This window comes from Novosphingobium sp. GW835-FHT14H07 (genome assembly GCF_058793515.1).
The window spans coordinates 20,275-41,157 of record NZ_JBXAFX010000004.1; the positions used below are offsets into that span (position 1 = coordinate 20,275).

General features: G+C 63.9%; 27 protein-coding genes. 14 read left to right on the top strand and 13 right to left on the bottom strand.

Annotated features, from left to right (window positions below; genetic code table 11):
• Positions 1 to 31 precede the first annotated feature (31 nt).
• The 3 genes from AC1Q5P_RS05040 (at position 32) to AC1Q5P_RS05050 (ending at position 1,562) form a co-directional block, all read left to right on the top strand.
• Complete coding sequence (locus AC1Q5P_RS05040) at positions 32 to 844, top strand: undecaprenyl-diphosphate phosphatase (protein ID WP_492518314.1); 813 nt, start codon at positions 32 to 34, stop codon at positions 842 to 844.
• A gap of 94 nt (positions 845 to 938) precedes the next feature.
• Positions 939 to 1,205: a GlsB/YeaQ/YmgE family stress response membrane protein gene (locus AC1Q5P_RS05045; RefSeq protein ID WP_039337201.1), complete on the top strand. Its 267-nt coding sequence runs from the start codon at positions 939 to 941 to the stop codon at positions 1,203 to 1,205.
• Between the two features lie 72 nt (positions 1,206 to 1,277).
• Complete coding sequence (locus tag AC1Q5P_RS05050) at positions 1,278 to 1,562, top strand: hypothetical protein (protein WP_052242641.1); 285 nt, start codon at positions 1,278 to 1,280, stop codon at positions 1,560 to 1,562.
• Positions 1,563 to 1,650: 88 nt separating this feature from the next.
• Here AC1Q5P_RS05050 and phhA read toward each other — a convergent pair whose 3' ends face one another.
• Positions 1,651 to 2,586: a phenylalanine 4-monooxygenase gene (phhA, locus tag AC1Q5P_RS05055; protein WP_039337203.1), complete on the bottom strand. Its 936-nt coding sequence runs from the start codon at positions 2,584 to 2,586 to the stop codon at positions 1,651 to 1,653.
• Between the two features lie 188 nt (positions 2,587 to 2,774).
• Here phhA and rpmG point away from each other — a divergent pair, with 188 nt between their 5' ends.
• The 6 genes from rpmG to ribA all read left to right on the top strand — a co-directional run bounded on the left by rpmG (position 2,775) and on the right by ribA (position 7,136).
• Positions 2,775 to 2,942 (top strand): 50S ribosomal protein L33, encoded by a 168-nt coding sequence (gene rpmG, locus AC1Q5P_RS05060; RefSeq protein WP_011446825.1) that lies wholly within the window; start codon positions 2,775 to 2,777, stop codon positions 2,940 to 2,942.
• Between the two features lie 97 nt (positions 2,943 to 3,039).
• Positions 3,040 to 3,699: a LolA family protein gene (locus AC1Q5P_RS05065; RefSeq protein WP_052242642.1), complete on the top strand. Its 660-nt coding sequence runs from the start codon at positions 3,040 to 3,042 to the stop codon at positions 3,697 to 3,699.
• A gap of 583 nt (positions 3,700 to 4,282) precedes the next feature.
• Positions 4,283 to 4,495 carry a hypothetical protein gene (locus AC1Q5P_RS05070; RefSeq protein WP_492477243.1) on the top strand — a complete coding sequence of 71 codons (213 nt, stop codon included), beginning with the start codon at positions 4,283 to 4,285 and terminating at the stop codon, positions 4,493 to 4,495.
• 80 nt (positions 4,496 to 4,575) lie between these two features.
• Entirely contained in the window at positions 4,576 to 4,866 is a 291-nt protein-coding gene (locus AC1Q5P_RS05075; RefSeq protein ID WP_492518315.1) for a HigA family addiction module antitoxin, read from the top strand.
• 417 nt (positions 4,867 to 5,283) lie between these two features.
• Positions 5,284 to 6,075 (top strand): exodeoxyribonuclease III, encoded by a 792-nt coding sequence (locus tag AC1Q5P_RS05080; protein ID WP_062343458.1) that lies wholly within the window; start codon positions 5,284 to 5,286, stop codon positions 6,073 to 6,075.
• The gene (gene ribA / locus AC1Q5P_RS05085) at positions 6,072 to 7,136 is read left to right on the top strand and encodes a GTP cyclohydrolase II (protein WP_062343459.1); all 1,065 of its coding nucleotides are present in this window, start codon (positions 6,072 to 6,074) and stop codon (positions 7,134 to 7,136) included. The genes AC1Q5P_RS05080 and ribA overlap by 4 nt, the downstream gene beginning before the upstream one ends.
• Here the strand turns inward: ribA and AC1Q5P_RS05090 are convergent.
• The 6 genes from AC1Q5P_RS05090 to AC1Q5P_RS05115 form a co-directional block, all read right to left on the bottom strand.
• Entirely contained in the window at positions 7,133 to 7,435 is a 303-nt protein-coding gene (locus tag AC1Q5P_RS05090) for a hypothetical protein (protein WP_492518316.1), read from the bottom strand. The two genes, ribA and AC1Q5P_RS05090, sit on opposite strands and share 4 nt — an antisense overlap.
• 53 nt (positions 7,436 to 7,488) lie before the next feature.
• Positions 7,489 to 7,833: a hypothetical protein gene (locus tag AC1Q5P_RS05095; protein ID WP_039337211.1), complete on the bottom strand. Its 345-nt coding sequence runs from the start codon at positions 7,831 to 7,833 to the stop codon at positions 7,489 to 7,491.
• Between the two features lie 60 nt (positions 7,834 to 7,893).
• On the bottom strand, positions 7,894 to 8,889 hold the full coding sequence (locus AC1Q5P_RS05100; RefSeq protein ID WP_082734471.1) for a right-handed parallel beta-helix repeat-containing protein: 996 nt from the start codon (positions 8,887 to 8,889) through the stop codon (positions 7,894 to 7,896).
• Between the two features lie 98 nt (positions 8,890 to 8,987).
• On the bottom strand, positions 8,988 to 9,293 hold the full coding sequence (locus tag AC1Q5P_RS05105; RefSeq protein ID WP_039337214.1) for a hypothetical protein: 306 nt from the start codon (positions 9,291 to 9,293) through the stop codon (positions 8,988 to 8,990).
• A complete protein-coding gene (locus tag AC1Q5P_RS05110; protein ID WP_039337216.1) occupies positions 9,286 to 9,504 on the bottom strand; it encodes a type II toxin-antitoxin system antitoxin in 219 nt (72 codons plus the stop codon). Before AC1Q5P_RS05110 ends, AC1Q5P_RS05105 begins: the two co-directional genes overlap by 8 nt.
• Before the next feature lie 10 nt (positions 9,505 to 9,514).
• Entirely contained in the window at positions 9,515 to 10,423 is a 909-nt protein-coding gene (locus tag AC1Q5P_RS05115) for an SPFH domain-containing protein (protein WP_039337218.1), read from the bottom strand.
• Between the two features lie 448 nt (positions 10,424 to 10,871).
• On the opposite strand from AC1Q5P_RS05115, the gene AC1Q5P_RS05120 reads away from it, so the two are divergent.
• Entirely contained in the window at positions 10,872 to 11,060 is a 189-nt protein-coding gene (locus AC1Q5P_RS05120) for a DUF465 domain-containing protein (RefSeq protein WP_492518317.1), read from the top strand.
• Positions 11,061 to 11,136: 76 nt separating this feature from the next.
• The gene (locus AC1Q5P_RS05125; protein ID WP_492518318.1) at positions 11,137 to 12,150 is read left to right on the top strand and encodes a TerC family protein; all 1,014 of its coding nucleotides are present in this window, start codon (positions 11,137 to 11,139) and stop codon (positions 12,148 to 12,150) included.
• 42 nt (positions 12,151 to 12,192) lie between these two features.
• Here AC1Q5P_RS05125 and recQ read toward each other — a convergent pair whose 3' ends face one another.
• From recQ to AC1Q5P_RS05145, 4 genes are read right to left on the bottom strand one after another with little or no spacing between them, the layout of a single operon-like run.
• Positions 12,193 to 13,992, bottom strand: coding sequence for a DNA helicase RecQ (gene recQ / locus AC1Q5P_RS05130; RefSeq protein WP_492518319.1), 1,800 nt, complete (start codon positions 13,990 to 13,992; stop codon positions 12,193 to 12,195).
• 52 nt (positions 13,993 to 14,044) lie between these two features.
• A complete protein-coding gene (locus AC1Q5P_RS05135; RefSeq protein ID WP_492518320.1) occupies positions 14,045 to 14,503 on the bottom strand; it encodes a nuclear transport factor 2 family protein in 459 nt (152 codons plus the stop codon).
• A gap of 58 nt (positions 14,504 to 14,561) precedes the next feature.
• Positions 14,562 to 15,077 carry a hypothetical protein gene (locus AC1Q5P_RS05140; protein ID WP_492518321.1) on the bottom strand — a complete coding sequence of 172 codons (516 nt, stop codon included), beginning with the start codon at positions 15,075 to 15,077 and terminating at the stop codon, positions 14,562 to 14,564.
• A 25-nt stretch (positions 15,078 to 15,102) separates the two neighbouring features.
• On the bottom strand, positions 15,103 to 16,296 hold the full coding sequence (locus AC1Q5P_RS05145; protein WP_492518488.1) for a cation:proton antiporter: 1,194 nt from the start codon (positions 16,294 to 16,296) through the stop codon (positions 15,103 to 15,105).
• Positions 16,297 to 16,410: 114 nt separating this feature from the next.
• Here AC1Q5P_RS05145 and AC1Q5P_RS05150 point away from each other — a divergent pair, with 114 nt between their 5' ends.
• The gene (locus AC1Q5P_RS05150) at positions 16,411 to 16,707 is read left to right on the top strand and encodes a hypothetical protein (RefSeq protein WP_492478622.1); all 297 of its coding nucleotides are present in this window, start codon (positions 16,411 to 16,413) and stop codon (positions 16,705 to 16,707) included.
• Between the two features lie 122 nt (positions 16,708 to 16,829).
• Entirely contained in the window at positions 16,830 to 17,108 is a 279-nt protein-coding gene (locus AC1Q5P_RS05155; protein ID WP_492518322.1) for a hypothetical protein, read from the top strand.
• A 46-nt stretch (positions 17,109 to 17,154) separates the two neighbouring features.
• Here AC1Q5P_RS05155 and AC1Q5P_RS05160 read toward each other — a convergent pair whose 3' ends face one another.
• Both AC1Q5P_RS05160 and AC1Q5P_RS05165 read right to left on the bottom strand, forming a co-directional pair.
• The gene (locus tag AC1Q5P_RS05160) at positions 17,155 to 18,408 is read right to left on the bottom strand and encodes a glycosyltransferase family 4 protein (protein ID WP_492518323.1); all 1,254 of its coding nucleotides are present in this window, start codon (positions 18,406 to 18,408) and stop codon (positions 17,155 to 17,157) included.
• The gene (locus tag AC1Q5P_RS05165) at positions 18,405 to 19,670 is read right to left on the bottom strand and encodes a nucleotide sugar dehydrogenase (RefSeq protein ID WP_492518324.1); all 1,266 of its coding nucleotides are present in this window, start codon (positions 19,668 to 19,670) and stop codon (positions 18,405 to 18,407) included. The genes AC1Q5P_RS05160 and AC1Q5P_RS05165 overlap by 4 nt, the downstream gene beginning before the upstream one ends.
• 260 nt (positions 19,671 to 19,930) lie before the next feature.
• Here AC1Q5P_RS05165 and AC1Q5P_RS05170 point away from each other — a divergent pair, with 260 nt between their 5' ends.
• Positions 19,931 to 20,881 (top strand): M48 family metalloprotease, encoded by a 951-nt coding sequence (locus tag AC1Q5P_RS05170; RefSeq protein ID WP_492518325.1) that lies wholly within the window; start codon positions 19,931 to 19,933, stop codon positions 20,879 to 20,881.
• The last annotated feature ends 2 nt before the right edge of the window (positions 20,882 to 20,883 follow it).

Sequence of the window (20,883 nt, forward strand, 5' to 3'; positions counted from 1 at the left end):
ATGCTGCACTGCGGCAAACGCTTGGGACATCATGGACACGATCGTCACCGCCATCCTGCTCGGCATCGTCGAGGGCCTCACCGAGTTCCTGCCGGTCTCCTCGACCGGGCACCTCATCCTCGCCACCGAGCTGTTCGGCTATGACGCGCACCAGTGGGCGATGTTCAACGTCGTCATCCAGCTGGGGGCGATCCTTGCGGTGGTGGTGCAGTACTCGCGCACGTTCTGGGCCGTGGGCATGGGCCTGCTCAAGCTGAACCCCATGTCGCTGCGGTTCCTGCGCAATCTGCTGGCGGCGTTCGTTCCCTCTGCAATTCTCGGCCTTGCCCTGAAAGACTACATTGACGTGCTGCTGGGCAGCCCCTCCGTCGTCTGCTGGGCTCTCATCGTGGGCGGGGTGGCGATCCTGCTGATCGAACGCAGCGCGAAGACTGGCGAACTGACCGGCATTGGCGAACTGCCGCTGCGTCAGGCCCTCGGCGTGGGCGCCGCGCAGTGCCTGGCCATGGTTCCCGGAGTCAGCCGGTCCGGCGCGACGATCATGGGCGCGCTCGCCATGGGCATCGAACGCCGTACTGCGGCCGAATTCAGCTTCTTCCTCGCCATCCCGACAATGCTCGGCGCCACCACGCTCGAACTGCTTGACAACCGCGATGCCCTGATGACCGGCACCATGGGTGTGGGCTGGACCGAGATTGCCATCGGTTTCGCCGTATCCTTCGTGGTCGCGCTCGCGGTTATCAGGATGTTCGTGGCATATGTCAGCAAGTCCGGCTTCAGGCCCTTTGCGTGGTACCGCATCGTGGCTGGCGCCATTGCACTCGTCTGGCTCGGGATGCGCTGACACCGACAAGGCCCGAAACGCCCCACCGCTTTTGCGGAACCAAGTTCATCGTCGGGATTTTAACCGACAACTGAACTTCAAAGGGGTACTTACCATGGGCCTTATCATTCTTCTCGTCGTCGGCGGCATTCTTGGCTGGCTTGCCAGCATCGTGATGCGCACCGACGCGCAGCAGGGCATCTTCCTGAACATCGTCGTCGGCATTGTCGGCGCGCTGCTGGGCGGCTTCCTTCTCGCTCCGCTGATCGGCGGCGGTTCGATCACCGACGGCATTTCGGCCGGCACGCTGATCGTCTCGTTCCTCGGCGCCCTGATCCTGCTGGCGATCGTGAACCTCGTTCGTCGCGGCTCGGTTCGCTAATCCGCGAAATTCCAACTTTCAACCTGAAGGCGGTCACTTTGGCCGCCTTCTCCATACCTGAAGGGGACTGACATGAAGGCAATTTTCAAGGGCGCGATGATGGCGTCTGTCGTGGCGATGGGCCTTGGCCTTTCGGCTTGCGACAGCGCGCAGGAAAACGCCGCCGAAGATCAGGCTGGCGCCGTGCGTGAATCGTCGGAAGCCGCCGCTGACACCATGGAAGACAAGGCCGACGCCATGGGCGGCGCTTCGGAAGACGCCATGGAAGCCAAGGCTGATGCCGTCCGCAATGCCGGCGAAGCCAAGGCCGACGCCATGGAAGACAAGGCCGACACGATGGACAAGACCCCGGGTTGATCCCGCTCTTTTCCGCCTAACGGCCAAGGAAGCCCGGCGCACCCTGGAAGGCGCCGGGCTTTTTGCTGTCTGCTAGACGGCGTGCGACCTAGACAGGCGTCGCGCCCGAACCGCGCCCGCCGCGCAAGTGATACTCGAGCGTGCCTCTATGGAGGACGTCATCGACGTCGATCACCGCGGTGTTGGCATAAGTGAACCCGGCGCCGAGGCCGCGATAGAGCCGGTCGAAGTCGCGCTCCACGGTCTGGTGATAGAGGTCCGCGAAGCTCTCGATCACGAAGTAGGTCGGCTGCAGATCATCGATCACGTAATCGGTGCGCATGACGCGGTCGACATTGAGCATGATCCGGTTGGGCGATTGCCCTTCAAGCGCGAATACGGCTTCTGCCGGTCCCGAAAGAATGCCGGCGCCGTAGACCTTCGGCATGCCGTCCTCCATCACCAGCCCGAATTCCACCGTATACCAATAGAGCGCACCGAGCGACTTGAGCCGGTTGTGGCGCATCGCTTTCCATCCGGCGCGGCCGTACTCCTGCATGTAATCGGCATATGTCGGGTCGGTCAGCATCGGGACGTGGCCGAACACGTCGTGGAAGACATCGGGCTCCTGGATATAATCGAAAGCCTCGCGCGTGCGGATGAAGTTGCCTGCCGGGAAGCGCCGGTTAGCCAGGTGCCAGAAGAACACGTGATCCGGGATCAGCATCGGCACCGGCACCACGCTCCAGCCGGTCAGCGCGCCGAGTTCCTCGGACAGGCGGCCGAAGTCCGGCACGCCACCCCGGCTGAGGTCCAGCCGCTCCAGTCCGCGCAGGAACGCACTGCAAGCCCGCCCCGGCAGCACCTCCATCTGACGGGCATAGAGTTCGTCCCAGATTGCGTGCTCCTCGGAAGCATAGCGCCGCTGGGCGGGCTCCAGCCAATCCTCCCCGACTCGCGCTGGACGTTTGAGCGGCGCGGTGTAGACCCCTTTCGGCAGATCGGGCAGTCGCGAAAAATCCGTGGGAAGGTTGGCAGTGCTCATCGTCTCTCAATCTGGTTTCGTCTGCAACTATTAGCACGGTAGCTCCCATCCGGCAAATATCGCTGACAGTCTCTCCTCGCTTGACTTTGCCCTGATTCTCCCCCAACGGCCCCACCCTGTGACGGCGGCGTGGAAACGCGCCGCCACATTCGTTTTCAGATTCGCGCGCGAAAGTTCAGGATAGAGCCATGGCAAAGCCCACCACCGTCAAGATCCGTCTGGTCTCGACCGCTGACACCGGCTTCTTCTACGTGACCAAGAAGAATCCCCGCAACACGACCGAGAAGATGACCTTCCGCAAGTATGATCCGGTCGTGCGCAAGCACGTCGAGTTCAAGGAAGCGAAGATCAAGTAATCAGCGCATCTGCGCTTTACCCGTGAAGCCCGTCCCGCCATTTTCGGAACCGGGACGGTTCACGGCGAGTTCAACGCCGACACTGCAAGGAACGGCGATGAACAACACAATCTTCTCGACTCGCAAAATGGGCCGTCCTTTGGCGGCCCTTTCGCTTGCCTTCGCTGCGGCCACGCCCGCAACGCTTCTCGCGCCGACTGTGGCGCAGGCACAGGCCTCGGACATCGACCGCGCGGTCTCTGCGCTGCGCGGCATTTCGACGCTGCGCGCAAACTTCACGCAGACCGACCGTTCGGGCCAGAGCGTTTCGGGCGTGCTGACGATGAAGCAGCCCGGCAAGATCCGCTTCCAGTACCAGAAGGGCGTGCCGCTGCTGATCGTGGGTGACGGCAGGGCGCTCACCATGATCGACTACGAGGTCCGCCAGGTTCAGCGCTGGCCGATCAAGAACAGCCCCTTGGGCGCACTGCTCGATCCCAACAAGGACGTCGCGCGCTTCGCCAAGCAGCTGCCAACCGGCGATCCGGGCGTGATCAGCCTGCAAGTGCGCGATCCCAAGCACCCCGAATACGGCACGATCACCATGATCTTTGTCCGTAACGGCAATGCACCGGGTGGCCTGCAGCTCGATTCGTGGGTTGCGCTCGATTCGCAGAACAAGCGCACCACGGTGCGCCTTTCGGGCCACCAGTACGGCGTGGCGGTGAACGACAGCACCTTCCGCTGGACCGACCCGCGCCGCCCCGTGACGCGCTGAGCCGACTCACTTGTAAAACCTGCTCCCCCGCGAAGGCGGGGGGCCTTCATCGGCTTGCGCGGACGTTTCGTAACCCCAACAAGGTCCCCGCCTGCGCGGGGACGCGTTTGCATCCTGACAGAAGCCGGCACCACCCGTCGCCCCAGATCGTCGCCTTACCCATCAACCGTTCACCCCCTGCGACAAGCTGCGACAAACCTGCAGCCCCCGTTCATCGGGGCGCAAGCGAAACGGGCCTAGAACGATTTTCGACGAGGCGGTCGAGGCGGGTTTCCCCCCTGTTGCCCGGTCTCCTGGAGACCGCAGCGTCAAGCGTGACGAACGCAAATGGAACCCTCGGACCAATGCCCCCGGTCCGAGGGTTTTGTTTCTTGGCTCAATGAAGCATTCCGCGATGTAATTCGCTTGCTGACACAGCCTGTCGCTGCATATTTGTCGTATGAACCTGTTGCGGTCGATATACATCAACCTGCGGTATCGGTGGCACATACAATATCTGCTTCCGCTTGCGCTGTTAGCGCCCTTGGTCTTGCTGTTCCCGAGCAACCCGTTGGGGATAGATAGTAGAAAGGGCGATCCTGTAATGGCGCAGATCACCAGCATTGGCGTCGGTCAGCACAGATATCTGGGTCGAACCGCGGGCATAGCTGTTTCTGCCAAGACGCAAGCAGGTGCGGTTGGCTCAATCGTTGCCGCGCCCGCCGAAGTCAACGGCTGCGACATCGGGGACATAATTCCGGCAGAACAGGAGGGCATTGCGCTTCATCTGAAGCCCAGACCGTGCACCCATCAATGAATTGTCGGCATTGGGCCTCATCTTGGGCATAATCAGGGCAGACGCCGAACTCGTCGATTATCAGGATTACCATTGAGGTCATGACGATGATGCATAACCCTCCCCATCCCGGAGAACTGCTTCGCGATGAAGTGATCGAAGCGCTGAATCTATCCGTCACGAAAGCCGCCAGCCGCCTCGCGATGTCGCGCGTCGCCCTCTCGCGCGTGCTGAACGGCAAGACCGGGATCAGCCCCGATCTAGCCCTGCGGCTGGAGCAGGCAGGCGCCAGCACGGCGCGGGCATGGCTGGCAATGCAGGCAAGCTACGATCTTTGGCGTGCGCGGCAGCATGTGCAGCCGGTCGTGCGGCGGTTACAAGAAGCGGCTTGAATCCCATGCCTATCGCTTCCCAAGCCCAAAAACCAAAAACGCCTGCTGATCTTTCAGCTGAAACCCTCGCGTTCATAAAGAGCGCTTGCGAGCAGGTCTTTGGCAGCGAAATTGGTGTGCGGCATTATGGGACGGATTTCCGTTGGCAGATTCACGTCGAAGTTCGATCTTGTAAGGGTCTAGAACGCGAAACCCTTATCGGACTCTTGGCGACGCGGGCAGATCATATGCCCCATGTTGAGATAACCGAGCGCTCCACGAAGCCAAAAGGCGATGCGAAAATCGCGTATAGGCAAGGTGTATTCCTCTGAAGCTGCTGCCGAAACACGGCATGGTTTCGGCTTAGGACCGCGCAGAGAAGACCAGTTCCCCACATCCCATCTAGCAATCGCCCCCCCGCAACCCTAAAGCAGCGCCATGATCTCGGTTGCCACATGGAACATCAACTCGGTGCGCTTGCGCGCCGATCAGGTCGAACGCTTTCTCCTGCAGGAATCGCCCGACGTACTGTGCCTCCAGGAGATCAAGACGCCGGAAAGCCTGTTCCCGCACGAGGTGTTCGAGAAGCTCGGCTACACCCACCGCGCGGTCCATGGGCAGAAGGGCTATCACGGCGTCGCCACGGTCAGCCGCATCCCCTTCCGCGATTTCAGCAAGCATGACTGGCAGGACAATGGCGAGGCGCGGCATATCGGCGTCGAGCTGCTGGGGCCGGGCAACGGCCTGATCATCGAGAACGTCTATATCCCCGCAGGCGGCGACGTGGCAGACCGCGAGGTGAACCCCAAATTCGGCCAGAAGCTCGACTTCCTCGAGCGCATGACCCGCTGGGCCGAGAAGATCGAGCGGCCGACGCTGATCACCGGCGATTTCAACATCGCGCCGCTGGAATGCGACGTCTACGACCACAAGGCGCTGCTCAAGGTCGTCAGTCACACGCCAATCGAGGTAGAGACGCTGCAGCGCTTTGCCGATGCGCATGGCTGGGTCGATCTTGGCCGCAAGCACATCCCCGCGCCGGAACGCAACTATTCGTGGTGGTCCTACCGCTCGTACTGGCGTGCCAAGGACCAGGGCCGCCGGCTTGACCACATGTGGGCCTCGCCCGAGGCTGCCGCGCAGACGCGCTCGCACCGCTTCGTCGAAGAGACGCGCAAGTGGGAGCAGCCTTCGGATCACATCCCGCTGATCACCGAGCTGGATCTGTGAGCGAAAGCCGGAATGTAGCAAAAGCGCTCGACGCGCTGCGCCACGGCTGGGCGATCCGCGTGACCGGCGCGGACGGCGCGCTCGACCTGCTGCCTGCCGAAACCGCTTTCGCCCAACCCGGCATCTATGCCGCGCGCCTGCTCATTTCCGCCGCCCGCGCGGCGACGCTGAAGCTCGCCAACCAGCGCGACGCCGCCGTGCCGGAAGCGCCGGTTATGATCCATGGCGCCGAACCATTCAGCCTTGGCTCTGCACGCAATCTGGCCGATCCGGCGCAGGACCTTGGCAGCCCGTTGCGCGGGCCCTTCAAGGCCGATCCGATCGAGGCGCATGATGCGGCCGTTGCCGCCATGGAACTGGCCCGTCTGGCAGGGATCCTGCCCGCTTTCCTGATCTCGACGGGCGTCGAAATCGCGGCGGAGGTATCGACGGCCGATCTTGCGGCGTTCAAGGACCCGCTCAACCTCACCATTCAGGCCCGCGCCCGCCTGCCCGTCCACGCCTGTGAGCATGCTGAAATCGTGGCATTTCGCGCGCGGGATGACTTGCGCGAGCATGTGGCGCTGGTGATCGGTACGCAAACCAGCGAGCGTGAGCCGGTGGTGCGGCTGCACAGCGAATGCCTGACCGGCGACATTCTCGGCAGCCTCAAGTGCGATTGCGGCCCGCAGCTTGATGCCGCCCTTGCCCGCATGGCCGAGGAAGCCAATGCGGGCGGCTGGGGCGTGCTGCTCTACCTGCGGCAGGAAGGCCGCGGCATTGGCCTGATCAACAAGCTCCGCGCCTATGAGCTGCAGGACCAGGGCTTCGACACGGTCGACGCCAACGAACGCCTCGGCCTGCCGAGCGAGGCGCGCGACTTCCCGGTGGCGGCGCGGATGCTCGACTTGCTCGGCGTGCGTTCGATCCGCCTGCTGACCAACAATCCGCAGAAAGTGGCGACATTGCAGGCACTTGGAGTGGAGGTGACGGAGCGTCTGGCACACCAGCTCCCCGCCAACCCCCACAACCAGCGCTATCTCGATACGAAGCGAGATCGGACCGGTCATCTGCTGCGTTAGAAAGCGCGCCACGCGATCAGCAGCACCGCAGCCGCGATAATCACCGCGAACAGGAGGGCATGGCCCATGTCCTTGACGGTGAACTTGTCCACGTTTTCAGAGCGAAAGAGCCGGTAGCCACGCTCGGCAGCGGGGTTGCTGGCGACGAGAGCGACGTCCAGCGCGCTGGCTTCGGAGCGGAACCAGTTGACCATGAGTTGCCGCTCGTCCGGCGTGACGTCGGGGTAGGCGGCGAGGAGCGCCTCGACGTGGGCGCGGCGAGAGTCGACTGCTTTCGCAATCGTGGAAGTGTTTGACATTGTGGGATTCCTGACATGCGTTTGAACTGCGCCCGAGGGGCGCGGGGCTCAGGTCAGGAAAGTGGCGGTGCCCTGGGTGCTGGCAGCAGCGCGAGCGGCTGCGGTGCAGGCGGCGCGGTTTGCGGGGGCCAGAAGCCTTCGTGCTGGACGAGCGGCACCGGGGCCAGCCTTGGCGCAAGGACGACCGGCGGCGGTGGCGCCATCGGCACGACAGCGCGTTGAATCTGCGCGGCTTTGCGCGGTGCCACCGCCATGTCCACCGTTGCCGCACTGAAGGCCGAGCCGTGACGCACGGTCACGGGTGCCTCGAAGGGGACAAGCGCGTGGGTCAGGACAGTGAGGGCAAGTAGGAGCGCCCAGAGCCGTCCGCCCAGCTTCAGGAGGGGTGCGCTCAGCATTCCAACTCCAGTTAGACTCTTAAGGGCAGAGGGGCAACTCCACCCCAACTCGGCGCGACTCTAGCGGGACTCGAAGCGGCTGAGGCCCGCCCCAAGTGTGTTCGCCCCGAGCGCCAGCTTGTCGCCCGACCAGTCCGCGACGAAGGCAGACGAACGACTCACCCCCGGCGCGAACCGCGCATCATTTCCAACAATGGCGAGGCCGGTCGCAGGGTGTGCCTTGCCCTCGGCGGCGATGGCGATGAAGGCGCTGTAGTTTTCCTTGTCGAGTCCTTGGACGAAGACATTGTCGGCAATGCGCCCGGTCGCGCCTGCGGGCAGGTCGATCATGTAATTGGTTGTTTTTCCGGCGGTATCGTCAAAGCTCGACTGCGTGACTTCGACGCGGCCGGCGCGGCTTTTCACATAGTGCCCGCCGCGCCCCGCTTCGAAGCGGCTGCGGCGGATGGTGACGCTGCCATAATCGCCGAAATAGACAGAGTGGGCGCAGGAGAGGCCGCGATCGCACCGGCCAAGACGCGAAAAGGTTGATTTTTCAATGAGAACTGCGCCGGCGGGGTCGTCGGCGGAGAGGATGCCCTGCTCGCTGTCGCGGAACCATGACTGGCGCACGGTGAGGTTGCCGCGTTCCAGCCGGATGCCCGAGCCATTGGCATCGGGCACGCGGATGTTCTGGAAGATCAGGCCTTCGACCGTGGTCGAGCGTCCGCGCGCGACGATGACCGCCTTGCCCTCGCATGCCGCGCCGTCGAACACCGTCTGCCCCGGCACTTGCGCGACGAAGCCGATGTCGCCCGCCTGCTGCACCGCGCAATCGCGATAGACGCCGGGTTCGATGCGGATCGTGCCGGTGCCTTCGCCGATGGCGTTCACCGCCTGCTGGAGCGCGGCATAGCTGCGGCCGGTCTCGACCACCGTGTATGGCGAGCGCTGGCCCTGCGCGAGCAGCGCGGTGGCCGGAATCGTTGCAATCACCGCGATCCCGAGGAGGAAGACGGCAAGGCGCTGGCCACGGTGGCGGCGCTCTCTGGAGGCGAACGGGTTCATCATGCGCATATCTGTTCCCCGGCGATTTCGAATGCCGGGGTAGCGCGGAATGATTGACAGGCCCTTGCGTTCCCGCAGGAACCGGGGACCTGCCCGAAGTTACAGGATCAATCCTTCCTGCCCCAGCGCCACTTCCAACCGCCGCGCGTGCGCCTGGCGGAGACCGAGAACACGATTGCCGTGGCGACGATGAAAAGTGCGAAGCCCAGCGTGCGCAATCGGCCGTCGCCACTGTCATCCAGCAGCTTCACCAGCGGCAGCAGAGCGATATAGCCACCGATCAGGGCCCAGCCCTGCCAACGCAGCGGCAAGCCCGCGCCATAGCCAAAGCGCTTGGGCGCGAACCATGCGCCGTCGTCGGTGGCGGGCGGTTGGGACTTAGGCGGCCGGGTGGTGTAGCGGGCATCAACCATCGCTGTTCTCCGTGTCGATTTTCGGCGGCCGCCCGCGCTTGACCGGCTCGGCCGCGGCGAGCTTCACGCCGCGCCGGGTCAGGGCCTCGCGCAGCAGCACTTCGATCTGGGCATTGGCCGAGCGCAAGTCGGCCGAGGCCGTGCGCTCGATCGCGGCGAAGAGCGCCGGATCGATGCGCAACGGAAAGGCCTTCTTTGGACTCGGCGCCATTCCGAACGCCTTACTGGTAGAGCGTGCCGGTGTTGACGACCGGCTGGGTATCGCGCTCGCCACAGAGCACGACCATCAGGTTCGAGACCATCGCTGCGCGGCGTTCGTCGTCCAGCTCGACCACGTTCTTTTCCGAAAGCTGGGTCAGCGCCATTTCCACCATCGACACGGCGCCTTCGACCAGCTTCTTGCGCGCCGAGATTACCGCTTCGGCCTGCTGGCGACGAAGCATGGCTCCTGCAATTTCAGGTGCATAGGCAAGGTGGGTAAGACCGCATTCGTCAACCGTGATGCCTGCAAGCACCAGTCGCGCGTTGAGTTCGGTGCGCAGTTCGGCGTTGATCTGATCGTGATGGCCGCGCAGCGTGACTTCGTGGTGCTCGATATCGTCATACGGGTAGCGCGAGCCGATCGAGCGCACCGCGCTTTCGATCTGCACGAAGACGAAAGCCTTGTAGTCATCGACGTCGAACAGGGCCTGCGCAGTATCGGATACGCGCCAGACGACGTTTGCGGCAATCTCGATCGGATTGCCGCGCAGGTCGTTGACCTTGAGCTTTTCCGAGACGACGTTGTTGGCGCGTACCGAGATCTTGGTCTTGGTCATCCACGGCCAGACCCAGCGCAGCCCGTGGTTGCGGTCCGTGCCACGATAGGAACCGAACAGGTTGATCGCGGCGGCCTGATTGGGCTGGATCATGTAGAAGCCCGAGGCCATGAACACGATGGCGACCGGCAGCGCGGCAATCGTGGCAATGAAGCCCGGCACGGCATCTTCCGACGGATTGCCGCTGGCAAACCCGAGGACCCGTGCAGCGGTGAGGATCACCAGCACGACCATGAGGATCAACATGAGATAGCCGCTGATCGACCAGGCCCCGGTTTCGGTGCTGGCGGAATGCGTCTTCGACTCGGACATCGGAGATTCCCCTTAAATCTGATATCACATTAATATCAGATTCGGTTGCAGGTGCAAATGGTTTTGGATTCCTGAGGGGCGTAGCGTTGCTTGCCCACCCCCGGCCCCTCCCGCAGGCGGGAGGGGGAAGAAATGACCTGTGCATCCCCTCTCCCGCAGGCAGGAGGCGCTTCTGTTTCCCCCTCCCGCAGGCGGGAGGGGTTGGGGGTGGGTCGGTTTAAACACCCCCCTTGCAATCCGGACCGAATCACTCCACATTAGCGGAGCGGACCGGGCCCCTCTGGCGCGGCGTTCTGGCCATACTGGCAGTTCGCTTCGTGATGTCGGACCGCATCGGGTAATGCCGATGCCATGCGGGTCCGGGTCTCTTCCCCCTCCCTTTCGGACTTTGGCCTCGCAGGCTTCGGCATTCCCGATCGTAGCAATTGCTCGACTAGGGAGCTTTGACATGTCCGATCGTTACTTCCGCCTCATGGAGCGCCACCAGAAGCTGGACGAGGCGCTGCGCATCGCGCGCGACCCGCTTGATGCGCTGCGGCTGCGCAGCCTCAAGAACGCCGTGAAGGCGCGGCTTGCGGCGCTGTTCCTGCGCCGTCCCGAAGCCGCTGGTTTTCCGGCGTCCTTGGCAACAGTCTGACACAGAGGAACGCCCCCGCGGCCCGAGCATTGCCGAGGCAATTGCGGGACGTGCGGGGGCACAAGGAGTCTGACTGATGGAGTTCCTTTTCGCAGACTGGCTGGGCACGCCTGCGTGGTTCTGGCTGGCCTTCCTCGGCCTTGTCGTGGCGCTGACCGCGTTTGACCTTGGCGTCCTCCACAAGGAGGACAAGGCCATGGGCATCGGTGAATCGCTGAAGCTGACGGCGTTCTACATCACCATTGCGCTGCTGTTCGGCGCGTGGGTCTGGGCCGAGAAGGGCGCGGACCTGGGGATGAAGTATTACACCGGCTTCTTCATCGAGAAGGCACTGTCGATCGACAATGTCTTCGTGATCAGCCTGATCTTCACGTTCTTCGCCATTCCGCCCAAGTACCAGTACCGTGCCCTGCTGTGGGGCATCGTCGCCGTGATATTCCTGCGCGGCGCGATGATCGCAGGCGGCGCCGCGCTGGTCGAACAGGCCTACTGGGTTCTGTACATCTTTGCCGCGTTCCTGGTGTTCACCGGCATCAAGATGTTCTTCGCCAACGACCATGACCCGGACATCGGCAACAATCCCGCGGTGCGCTGGATCAGCCGCCACATGCGCGTGACCAAGGAGCTGCAAGACCAGCACTTCTTCGTGAAGGTGCCGGACGAGAAGACCGGCAAGATGGTCAACGCCGCTACGCCGCTGTTCCTGGCACTGGTGGTCATCAACCTTGCCGACCTTGTGTTCGCGGTGGATTCGGTCCCGGCGATCTTTGCGATCACGACCGATACCTTCATCGTCTATACCTCGAACATCATGGCGATCCTCGGCCTGCGCGCGCTCTATTTTGCGCTGGCTGCGATGATCGACCGCTTCGCCTACCTCAAATACGCGCTGGCCGCCGTGCTGGTGTTCATCGGCTCGAAGATCTTCGTCGCCGACTTCCTGCTGGGCGGCGACAAGTTCCCGCCGGTGCTCAGCCTTGGCGTCACTTTCGCGCTGATTGCAGGCGGCGTGGCCTATTCGCTGTGGAAGACGCGGGGGCAGCCCCTGCACGATCCGGCCGAGCCGATTGCCTCGGGCACGATCAACTGAGCATGCCCCCTCCCCTGACCGGGAGGGGGTTTTGCTTTCAGCTTACCACTGCCGGATCACTTCGAGGAAACGATCGCCATAGGCATCAAGCTTGCGCGAGCCGACACCGCCGATCTGGCCGAGTTCGGTGAGGCTGCCCGGGCGCGTGGCTGCCATCTCGCGCAGGACGGAATCGTGGAAGATGACGTAAGGGGGCACGCCATTTTCGCGCGCGAGATCGCGGCGAAGATTGCGCAGGGCATCGAACAGGGGATCGCCCACAGGGTTCAGTGCCGCCCCTGCACCGCTGCGGCGGCGACCTGAGCGGCCTTCCTTCTTCGGCACGAGAACGAGGGGCACGTCCGCTTCGCCCTTCAGGATGGCGCGGGCATCGCCGCCAAGCGCGAGGCCGCCGTGTTCCGTGGCCACCAGGGCACCTCTTGCCTGCAGGGCGCGGGCGAGCGGGCGCAGCAGCGGGGCTTCATCGCTGGTTACGATGCCGAACACGGAAAGCTGGTCGTGCCCGCGCTGGGTCACGCGATCGTCGGCAACACCCGTGAGGACTTTCTCGACGTAGCCGAAGCCAAACGACTGCCCGGTGCGGTAGACGGCGGAGAGCAGCTTGCGGGCAACCTCGGTGGCGTCGGTGACGCGCGGGGCTTCCAGGCAGTTGTCGCAATTGCCGCATGACGGCGGCGGGTTCTCGCCGAAGTGGCGGAGCAGCAGGGCGCGGCGACAGTGCGGGGTTTCGACCAAGGACGCGAGCGCATCGATCCGCGTGCGTTCGCCGGCGCGGCGGTGCTCTTCGACTTCGGCGAGGCGCTGGCGGGCGCGCATGAAGTCTTCCGCGCCCCACAGCATGACTGCCACGGAAGGATCGCCATCGCGCCCGGCACGGCCGGTTTCCTGGTAATAGCTTTCGATCGATTTCGGGCATGCGGCGTGGGCAACGAAGCGCACGTCGGGCTTGTCGATACCCATGCCGAAGGCGACCGTGGCGACCATGACCATGTCTTCGGAGGCGACGAAGCGCGCCTGATTGTCGGCGCGGACCTGCGGATCGAGCCCGGCGTGATAGGGCAGGACGGGGCGGCCGCTGGCCTGCAACTGCTGGCTGAGCTTTTCCACCTGCGCGCGGGTGGGGGCATAGACGATGCCGGGGCCGGGGTTTTCGGCGATGACCGTCATCAGCTGGCGCAAGGGATTGTCGCGCGCCGTGATGGCGTAGCGGATGTTGGGCCGGTCAAATCCGGCAACGATCAGGCCCTCTTCCGGGATGCCGAGCTGGGAGAGGATGTCGGCGCGGGTGTGGCGGTCGGCAGTGGCAGTGAGTGCCAGGCGCGGCACGTCCGGGAAGGCGTCCATCAGCGGACGCAGGAGGCGGTAATCGGGGCGGAAGTCGTGGCCCCACTCGGAGACGCAGTGCGCCTCATCGATGGCGAACATGGCGACGCGGCCACGGGTGAGCATCTCGAGGAAGTGCGGCTGGCTGGCCCGTTCGGGGGCAACGTAGAGCAGATCGAGATCGCCCGACAGGAACCGGTCGATGGTCTGGCCCCGGTCCATGTCGACGCTGGTCAACGTGGCGGCGCGGATTCCGTTGGCGGTGGCACTGCGCAGCTGGTCATGCATCAGCGCGATCAGCGGCGAGACGACCACGCAGGTGCCCGGCAGCATGACGGCTGGCAGCTGATAGGTCAGCGACTTGCCCGCACCGGTAGGCATGACGGCGAGTGTCGAGCGACCCGCCAGCACGCGCTCGACCACGTCCGCTTGCACGCCGCGAAAGGCGTTAAAGCCGAATACGGCGTGGAGACGGTCGAGGATTTCGGATTCCGGGAATGCGGTGTCGGCGATGTTCACGCCAGCGCTATGGCAGATCGGGCGCAGTCATTCCACGCCGGATGCGCCCAGGTTACTCGCCGACGATCACATGCAGGCGGCTTATGCGGCTCGTCACGATCTTCCAGCCGCCTGCCTCCTTGCGGTAGGTTTCGTGGTAGTGGCCCATGCCGTGGAGGAAAAGCTTGCCGTCGGCGTCCCAGATCTGGTCCTCCATGGCGATCACGCCACGCGCTTCGCTTTCGGAGAGCAGTTCGATTTCGTGGCAGTGGCCGTGGTGGACGGTGCGCAAGGGGGCGACGGCGGCCTCGACGAAGGCGGCGATCGCGTCGCCGCCCGAATGCGTCCAGTTCTCGGCGTCCTCGGCCGGTTCGATCGAGAGCGAGCAGGAGGCATCGAACACGGCGTCATCGGCGAAGACTGAGCGCAGGCCGGCGTAGTCCTTGGTGTCCATGCAGCGGAAATAGCGCGCCTTGAGCTGCTTGATTTCCTCGATGGCGATCAGGCGGGTGACGGGATCGATGACGGACATGCAGGGCCTCTCCGGTATTTTGCGACAGGAGAAGCGAGATTGCGCGCCTGCGCCACTCTTACTTGTGCGAGACTTCGGCGGCCGAAAGATCGAACAGCCATTGCGGGGGCTGCCCAGTGCGCGCCCAGTCTATGCCCCAGGCGAACGTGGCATAGAGCGCAGCGAAGGTTAGCAGGGCCATCGTGAACCAGTATCCCGGGCCATAGGCGGTGACGCGCTGCGGATCATCACGGCAATACCAGATGCGGAACACGCTGGACGGCTTCCACGAGCGCTGCACCTGCCGACCGACCATGGCATGGACGCGGGTGCCCTCGGCTGTTTCGAAGACGACCTCGTCCTCGATCCAGCGCTTGCCCTCGCCATCGCGGATGTCGAACCCGCGCAGGGTGCCGATTGACTGCTGTATGTGAACGAAGTCGTCCAGCTGCTCGAGATCGCTGTATCCGCCGCGCCAGACATGGGCGACGGCGACCTGCGAGCCAGTGAGCAGCGTGACGCCGCGGTAGAGGCACCAGCACAGGCCGAGCACGAGTGCGGCAACGCCCGCCATGAGGAGATCGACGGCTTCCATGCCGCCGATGCTTAGCGCGACGGCGTTAATGGACCGTTGGCGAAGTCAGCGCCTTCAGCTTGGGCGTGACCAGCGGGACGGTCAGCATCGTGCTCATCACCGCCATCAGCAGCAAGGCGGTGAAGGTCTCGTTGGTGACGATGCCCTTGTCGAGCAGGACGTTGACGAAGATGATCATGATCAGCGCTTTGGTCTGCAGCAGCCAGCCGATGATCGAGGCCTCGCCCCTGGCCCAGCCGAGCAGGCGTCCGGCGATGCGCACGCCGACAAGCTTGCCCGCGACCGAGGCGACGAGGAACAAGAAGGCGGCGCCAAACACGGCAAGGCCGCCGACGTCCCACTTGGTGCGCAGACCCGTCGAGAGGAAGAACACCGGCATGACGGCAAGCAGCAGGAACTGGCGGAAGCCATCGAGCCGCTCGCGCGTGAACCACTGCGCATCGAGCACGGCACCGGCAAGAAACGCGCCGACCATGAAGTGCAGGCCGGACCAGTCCGCCGCAAAGCCGACCATGGCAAGCCAGATCAGCGAGACGTACCAGCGATCGTTTTCCGACAGACGGCGGAACAGGGCCCGCACGGCCCACGAGGCAACGGCGAAGGCCGCAAGGAAGATGCCCTGACGCCCGACGCGCTCCCAATCGACCAGGATCAGCGCGAGGACGCCCCAGATGGCCACGTCATCAAGGCTGGCATAGCGCAGGATGCGCTGGCCCAAGGGTTCGCGGAACAGCCCAAGCTTTTCCATCAGCAGGACGAGGATCGGCAGGGCAGTGACGGCGCAGGCCATGCCGATGCCGAGGACGACTTGCGCATAGCTGCCCTTGGGGCCGATCCAGCCCGGCGTCTGCAGGAGCCATGCGGCAGCAGCCGCGCCGAACAGCAGCGGCGTGATCAGTGCGCCCGCAGCGGTGATCGCGGTTTCGCGGCGATTGGCCCAGGCATCGGTCAGGTCAAGCTCAAGCCCTGCCGCGAAGACGAACATCATCACCGCCCACCAGGCGATGCCGTTCAGCGAGCCGATGACCTGCGGATTGAAGACGAAGGCGTAGTATTCGGGAAAGGCTGCGCCGAGCACGCCAGGGCCAAGCAGGATGCCCCCGATGATCTGCACGACGACGAGCGGCGCCCAGTAGTCGGTTCGCAGCAGGCGCCAGACCAGATAGGGTACGGCGAGGATGATCGTCAGCGCGATCAGGAACACTTCCGTCGTGCCCATCGCGGGCGCAATTGCCGTCACCGTCTATCCCCCGAGTTGCCGTCGTCTATGCAAGGATGCGGCGGCTTGTCCAACTGATCTCAAGAGCCATATCCTGCATGGAGGAGTTGGCCCATGACCTTTGACCTCGGCAAGGCCCTGTTGCGCAAGGAAGAATACGAATCCGCAAGGCTAACGGAGTTCGAATTCGCCGAAATGGTGCGGGCGTTGAAGGCGCTGGCCGCTGAACTCGCCGTGCCGGTGGAACCGATGCTGGGCGTGCTTGCCGAACGCGGGCTCGGCCGAGCGCTCAGTCACCTTGCCCAACTGGCCGGGCGCGATGTCGAGGCCGACTACCTGCGCTGCCGGGCGAATGCGCGGGCAAAGCTGATCGAGGAGCGTGGCGATCCCTCTCCGGTAAGACTCGGCTGACAGGAATCTTACCGCTTAACCATTGCGCGGTTCCGGCAAGGTGCGCTGCGGTCGGTTAAGCGAGAGTTTGCCGAGGCCTGACAGCTTTTCCGCATGGCGGGTTGGTCCGCCGCGAGAGGAGAATGGCCATGGGCTTCGAAATGCGCGACAGCTTCGTTCGCCGCGAGGAATGCAAGGCGGCGTGGGAAAGCGAAGTGGAGTTCGCCGAGATGGCGCGCGTGCTCAAGACATTGGCGGCCGAACTGGGACAGGACACCGACGCCGCGCTGGGAGAACTCGCCGCGCATGGCTTGGGCGCGGCGCTGGGTGTTCTGTCAGGACAAGCCGAAGGTTCGGACGTGGAGGCCGACTACCTGAGGCGGCGGGCAATGGCGCGGGTGGCGGCAAGCCGCTTGCAGTAACCCGTCCGGCACGCCCGCTTTCGCCAGCGTGCGTGCCGGACCAGGCTTAGCGCTCTATCCTGAGCGCCGTGCAATAGGCCTTGAGCAGCGGTTCGATCTGGTGGCCCCAGTTGAGTTCGGTCTCAACGCGCCGACGGCCGAATGCGCCCATCTGCGCGCGGCGCGCCGGATCCTCGATCAGTTCGATGATCTTCTCGGCCATGTCTACCGGATCGTTGGCGCGCGCATAAAGTGAGGCTTCCTGCGCCGAAAAGCGCCCTTCGGTCACGTCGAACTGCACCATGGCCTTTTCGAGGCTCATGTATTCCATGATCTTGTTCATGGTCGACTTGTCGTTCATCGCATTGACGCGATCCGGATTCACGCCGACGTCCATGGTCGAAAGCACTTCGAACAGGTCCTGGTCAGGCGCGCGACCGGTGAAGGTGATGAAGTCCGACAGACCCTTTTCGGCGACCAGCGCCTTGAGCTTGGCAAGGCTAGGCCCGCCACCGACGAGACAGAACTGGACGTCTTCGCGCCCCATGCCGCGCACGATGTGGTCAACCGCATCGATCAGCAGGTCGATGCCTTCCTGATCGCCCATGACGCCAACGTAACCGACCAGATACTTGCGCCCGTTCTTCCAGCTTTCCACCGGCGGCACGCGCTTCAGGCGGCTGAGATCGGGGCCGGAGCGAACCACGAAGACCTTGTCTGGATCCATGCCGCCCCGCTCTATCGCGATCTTGCGGTAGGAGTGGTTGGTGGCCATCGATACGTCGGCAGACTTGAAGGTCAGCCGCTCGAACAGGACCATAAGCTTCCAGAAGAAGCCGCGCTTGTCGAACTTGGCTTCGTAAAGCTCCGGATTGATGTCGTGATGGTCGAAGATGTACTTCACGCCGAACAGCTTGAAGGGCAACGCGACAAGGAAGATCAGGTCTGGCGGGTTGCAGCCCTGGATCACGTCTATCCCGCGCTTGAAGAAGATCTTCCACGCGAGCACCGTTTCCCAGAACAGCGCCGCACCATATTCGAGCAGGAAACCCAGTGCGCCGCTGGCCTCCAGCGGCAGCGGATGGCGATGGATCTCGATGCCATCGATCACTTCGAACCGCTTTTCGAAGCCCTTGCCGGTCGGGCAGATGATCGACACCAGCGCCCCTGCCGCCTTGAGCGTGCGGGCCTCCTGCCAGACGCGCCGATCGAACGGCAGCGGCAGGTTCTCCACGACGATGAGGACCTTCTTGCCTTTGAGCGGCAAGCCCGGGATTTCGGTCGGAAACTCGAAATCGGACGGTGCAGCTACCGCATTCATGCAATCGCGCTCACGTCCACGATTCGACGGTCGCCAAGGTCGAGATCCTTGATGAGCCGGTTTGTGGCAACCACGACGCCATAATCGCGCGTTTCCGCCGTCGCCTTGTCGACCAGCAGGCCATCGATCGATGGCAGGATCGCATAGGCATAGCCCAGGTTCTGGCCGACCAGGCTTTCGGGCTTCAACTGCGGATCGTAGACATCGAGGGCGTAGCCGGCATCGAGCAGCTTGCGCGCCATGTCCACGGCCGGGCTTTCACGCAGGTCGTCGGTATCGGCCTTGAACGACAGGCCGACCAGCAGCACCCGCGATCCCGGCTCAAGCCCCTGCGTGACCTGCAGGAACTGATGGTGCTTGTGCGCATCGTTGCTGCGCAGCAGGGAATCGACGAGGTGGGTCTGAGCACCGGTATCGGCCGCAATATGCTGCAGTGCGCGCACGTCCTTGGGCAGGCACGAGCCGCCGAAGGGACCGCCAGGGCGGGTGTAATAGGCCGAGATGTTCAGCTTGGTGTCCGAGACGAAGATCTGATGGACCTGACGCGCCGAAATCCCGAGATTCTGACAGACCCGGCCGACCTCGTTGGCAAAGGCAACCTTGACCGCGTGCCAGGTGTTGTCGACGAACTTGGTGATCTCGGCCTCGCGGATGCCGACATGGAAGATCGGTGCCTCGATGCCTTCATGCAGGGCGACCATCTTGTGCGAAGGCTCGCCGTCGATCGTTCCCAGCACGATCTTGGGCGGATTGAAGTAATCCTCGATCGCAGTCGCTTCACGCAGGAATTCGGGATTGTAGACCAGTTCGATCAGCGTGTCGCAGGCCTCGCCGATCAGCGAGCGGAAGATCGGCAGGATCATCTGCTCGGTGGTGCCCGGTCGCATGGTCGAACGATAGACGACTGTCAGCGGCGTGGTGCGATCGGGCTTGATGGCCGAGGCGATGGCCCGGGTGACCTGCACGATGAAGCTCATGTTGTGAGCGCCATCGACGCCGCTCGGCGTGCCGACGCAGACGATGGCGATATCGCAATCGTCAAGCTTGTCGCCGATCTCGGTCACGGCTTCGAGCCGACCTTCGGCGCGCGCCTTGCCGATGAGATCGTCCAGTCCCGGTTCGTAGACCGGCGAGCGGCCCGAATTGAGCGTTTCGACCTTGCCGGGATTCACGTCGATCCCGATGACGTGGTGCCCCTGGCTGGCGATGCAGCCTGCTGCCGTGCATCCGACATAACCGAGTCCGAGAATCGCAATTTTCAACGTAATCTCCCGAAAGGAACAGGAATATGTCGGTGAGGTGAAGGGACCGGCAAGCCGCGGTCTATCGACGCCGAACCCCGCAGTTGACGGAAGCAGGACCCTGCCCCGTGCCAGCCACGCAAGCGAAGCCTAGCGTCAACTCCAAAATGGTGCAATGCAATATGAAATTCGCCGGCCCGGCGCTCGGGCAGGGGCGTAGCCTGGATTCCGACATCCCGAATTGACCGGAGTGCAGGACGTCTGGAATGGTGGCCTGCATGATGAGAAACTCGAAATGGCGCCTGCCGGCAGGGGCGCTGGCCTTGGCAGCGATGCTGGCCGTGCCGATGCCGGCCGCGCTGCTCCTTGCGCAGGCAGGTCCGCCGTGGCCCGTCCGTGTGCGGGACGACATGATCCGGCTCGGCAGCATCGAATGGCGCCTGCGCACCGCTGCCCGCGCGAGCTGCCCGCGCACCGCTCCCGACATCGGCGTCACGATCGACGACCGCCGCGCCTATGACCGGCGGGACTGGCCCCTGCTGGAGCGAACCGTGGGCCTGCGGGAAAACCCGGTGCTGGTCGGAGTGGTCAAGGATGGTCCGGCAGACCATGCGGGATTGCGCGCTGGCGACGAGCTCCTGGCCATAGGAGACGTGGCTGTCGATACCATCGCCAAGCGTCGGCAGGCGGGATCGCTGGTGGCTGAAGCGCTGCTTGAGGAAGTGGCCGCAAGCAAGCCGGGTGCCCCCATCGCGCTGACGGTGCGCCGGGCTGGCAGCGTGAAGAACGTCATGGTGGACCCGGCGCTTCATTGCGCAGCACGGCTGGTGCTCGTCACCGACCGCGGGGTCGATGCGCATAGCGATTCGCACAATGTCGCGATCTCGAGCGGGCTGATCGCCATGGCCCGCAGTGACGATGAGATCGCGCTGGCGGCGGGCCATGAACTGGCACACATCACCCTGCAGCATCGCAAGGGCGGGGGCATCTCGGAACGGCGCCGGATGGAAGACGCTGCGGACTCGCTCGGCCTGCGGTTGATGCATTGCGCAGGGTATGACGCGGCGCGCGGCCTTGGCCTGTTCCGCCGTCTCGGCAAAGGGGACTGGCTGGGATTCCTCCGCGCACCAACGCACCGCAGCTTTGCCAAGCGTGTGGCGCGGCTCGAGGGCGAATTGCCCGGGCTCGCCTGTCCGGTCAGCACGGCCGAAGGGCATGGAGATCAGGGGTGATA

Coding starts and splice junctions, on each gene's coding strand:
- AC1Q5P_RS05040 (WP_492518314.1), top strand. CDS start 32: ATGGACACGATCGTCACCGCCATCCTGCTCGGCATCGTCGAGGGCCTC.
- AC1Q5P_RS05075 (WP_492518315.1), top strand. CDS start 4,576: ATGACGATGATGCATAACCCTCCCCATCCCGGAGAACTGCTTCGCGAT.
- AC1Q5P_RS05090 (WP_492518316.1), bottom strand. CDS start 7,435: ATGTCAAACACTTCCACGATTGCGAAAGCAGTCGACTCTCGCCGCGCC.
- AC1Q5P_RS05145 (WP_492518488.1), bottom strand. CDS start 16,296: ATGGGCACGACGGAAGTGTTCCTGATCGCGCTGACGATCATCCTCGCC.
- AC1Q5P_RS05125 (WP_492518318.1), top strand. CDS start 11,137: ATGGAGTTCCTTTTCGCAGACTGGCTGGGCACGCCTGCGTGGTTCTGG.
- AC1Q5P_RS05140 (WP_492518321.1), bottom strand. CDS start 15,077: ATGGAAGCCGTCGATCTCCTCATGGCGGGCGTTGCCGCACTCGTGCTC.
- AC1Q5P_RS05170 (WP_492518325.1), top strand. CDS start 19,931: ATGAGAAACTCGAAATGGCGCCTGCCGGCAGGGGCGCTGGCCTTGGCA.
- AC1Q5P_RS05150 (WP_492478622.1), top strand. CDS start 16,411: ATGACCTTTGACCTCGGCAAGGCCCTGTTGCGCAAGGAAGAATACGAA.
- phhA (WP_039337203.1), bottom strand. CDS start 2,586: ATGAGCACTGCCAACCTTCCCACGGATTTTTCGCGACTGCCCGATCTG.
- AC1Q5P_RS05080 (WP_062343458.1), top strand. CDS start 5,284: ATGATCTCGGTTGCCACATGGAACATCAACTCGGTGCGCTTGCGCGCC.
- AC1Q5P_RS05045 (WP_039337201.1), top strand. CDS start 939: ATGGGCCTTATCATTCTTCTCGTCGTCGGCGGCATTCTTGGCTGGCTT.
- AC1Q5P_RS05105 (WP_039337214.1), bottom strand. CDS start 9,293: ATGGTTGATGCCCGCTACACCACCCGGCCGCCTAAGTCCCAACCGCCC.
- AC1Q5P_RS05100 (WP_082734471.1), bottom strand. CDS start 8,889: ATGCGCATGATGAACCCGTTCGCCTCCAGAGAGCGCCGCCACCGTGGC.
- AC1Q5P_RS05095 (WP_039337211.1), bottom strand. CDS start 7,833: ATGCTGAGCGCACCCCTCCTGAAGCTGGGCGGACGGCTCTGGGCGCTC.
- AC1Q5P_RS05065 (WP_052242642.1), top strand. CDS start 3,040: ATGAACAACACAATCTTCTCGACTCGCAAAATGGGCCGTCCTTTGGCG.
- AC1Q5P_RS05050 (WP_052242641.1), top strand. CDS start 1,278: ATGAAGGCAATTTTCAAGGGCGCGATGATGGCGTCTGTCGTGGCGATG.
- AC1Q5P_RS05160 (WP_492518323.1), bottom strand. CDS start 18,408: ATGAATGCGGTAGCTGCACCGTCCGATTTCGAGTTTCCGACCGAAATC.
- AC1Q5P_RS05115 (WP_039337218.1), bottom strand. CDS start 10,423: ATGTCCGAGTCGAAGACGCATTCCGCCAGCACCGAAACCGGGGCCTGG.
- AC1Q5P_RS05135 (WP_492518320.1), bottom strand. CDS start 14,503: ATGTCCGTCATCGATCCCGTCACCCGCCTGATCGCCATCGAGGAAATC.
- rpmG (WP_011446825.1), top strand. CDS start 2,775: ATGGCAAAGCCCACCACCGTCAAGATCCGTCTGGTCTCGACCGCTGAC.
- AC1Q5P_RS05110 (WP_039337216.1), bottom strand. CDS start 9,504: ATGGCGCCGAGTCCAAAGAAGGCCTTTCCGTTGCGCATCGATCCGGCG.
- AC1Q5P_RS05120 (WP_492518317.1), top strand. CDS start 10,872: ATGTCCGATCGTTACTTCCGCCTCATGGAGCGCCACCAGAAGCTGGAC.
- AC1Q5P_RS05070 (WP_492477243.1), top strand. CDS start 4,283: ATGGCGCAGATCACCAGCATTGGCGTCGGTCAGCACAGATATCTGGGT.
- AC1Q5P_RS05155 (WP_492518322.1), top strand. CDS start 16,830: ATGGCCATGGGCTTCGAAATGCGCGACAGCTTCGTTCGCCGCGAGGAA.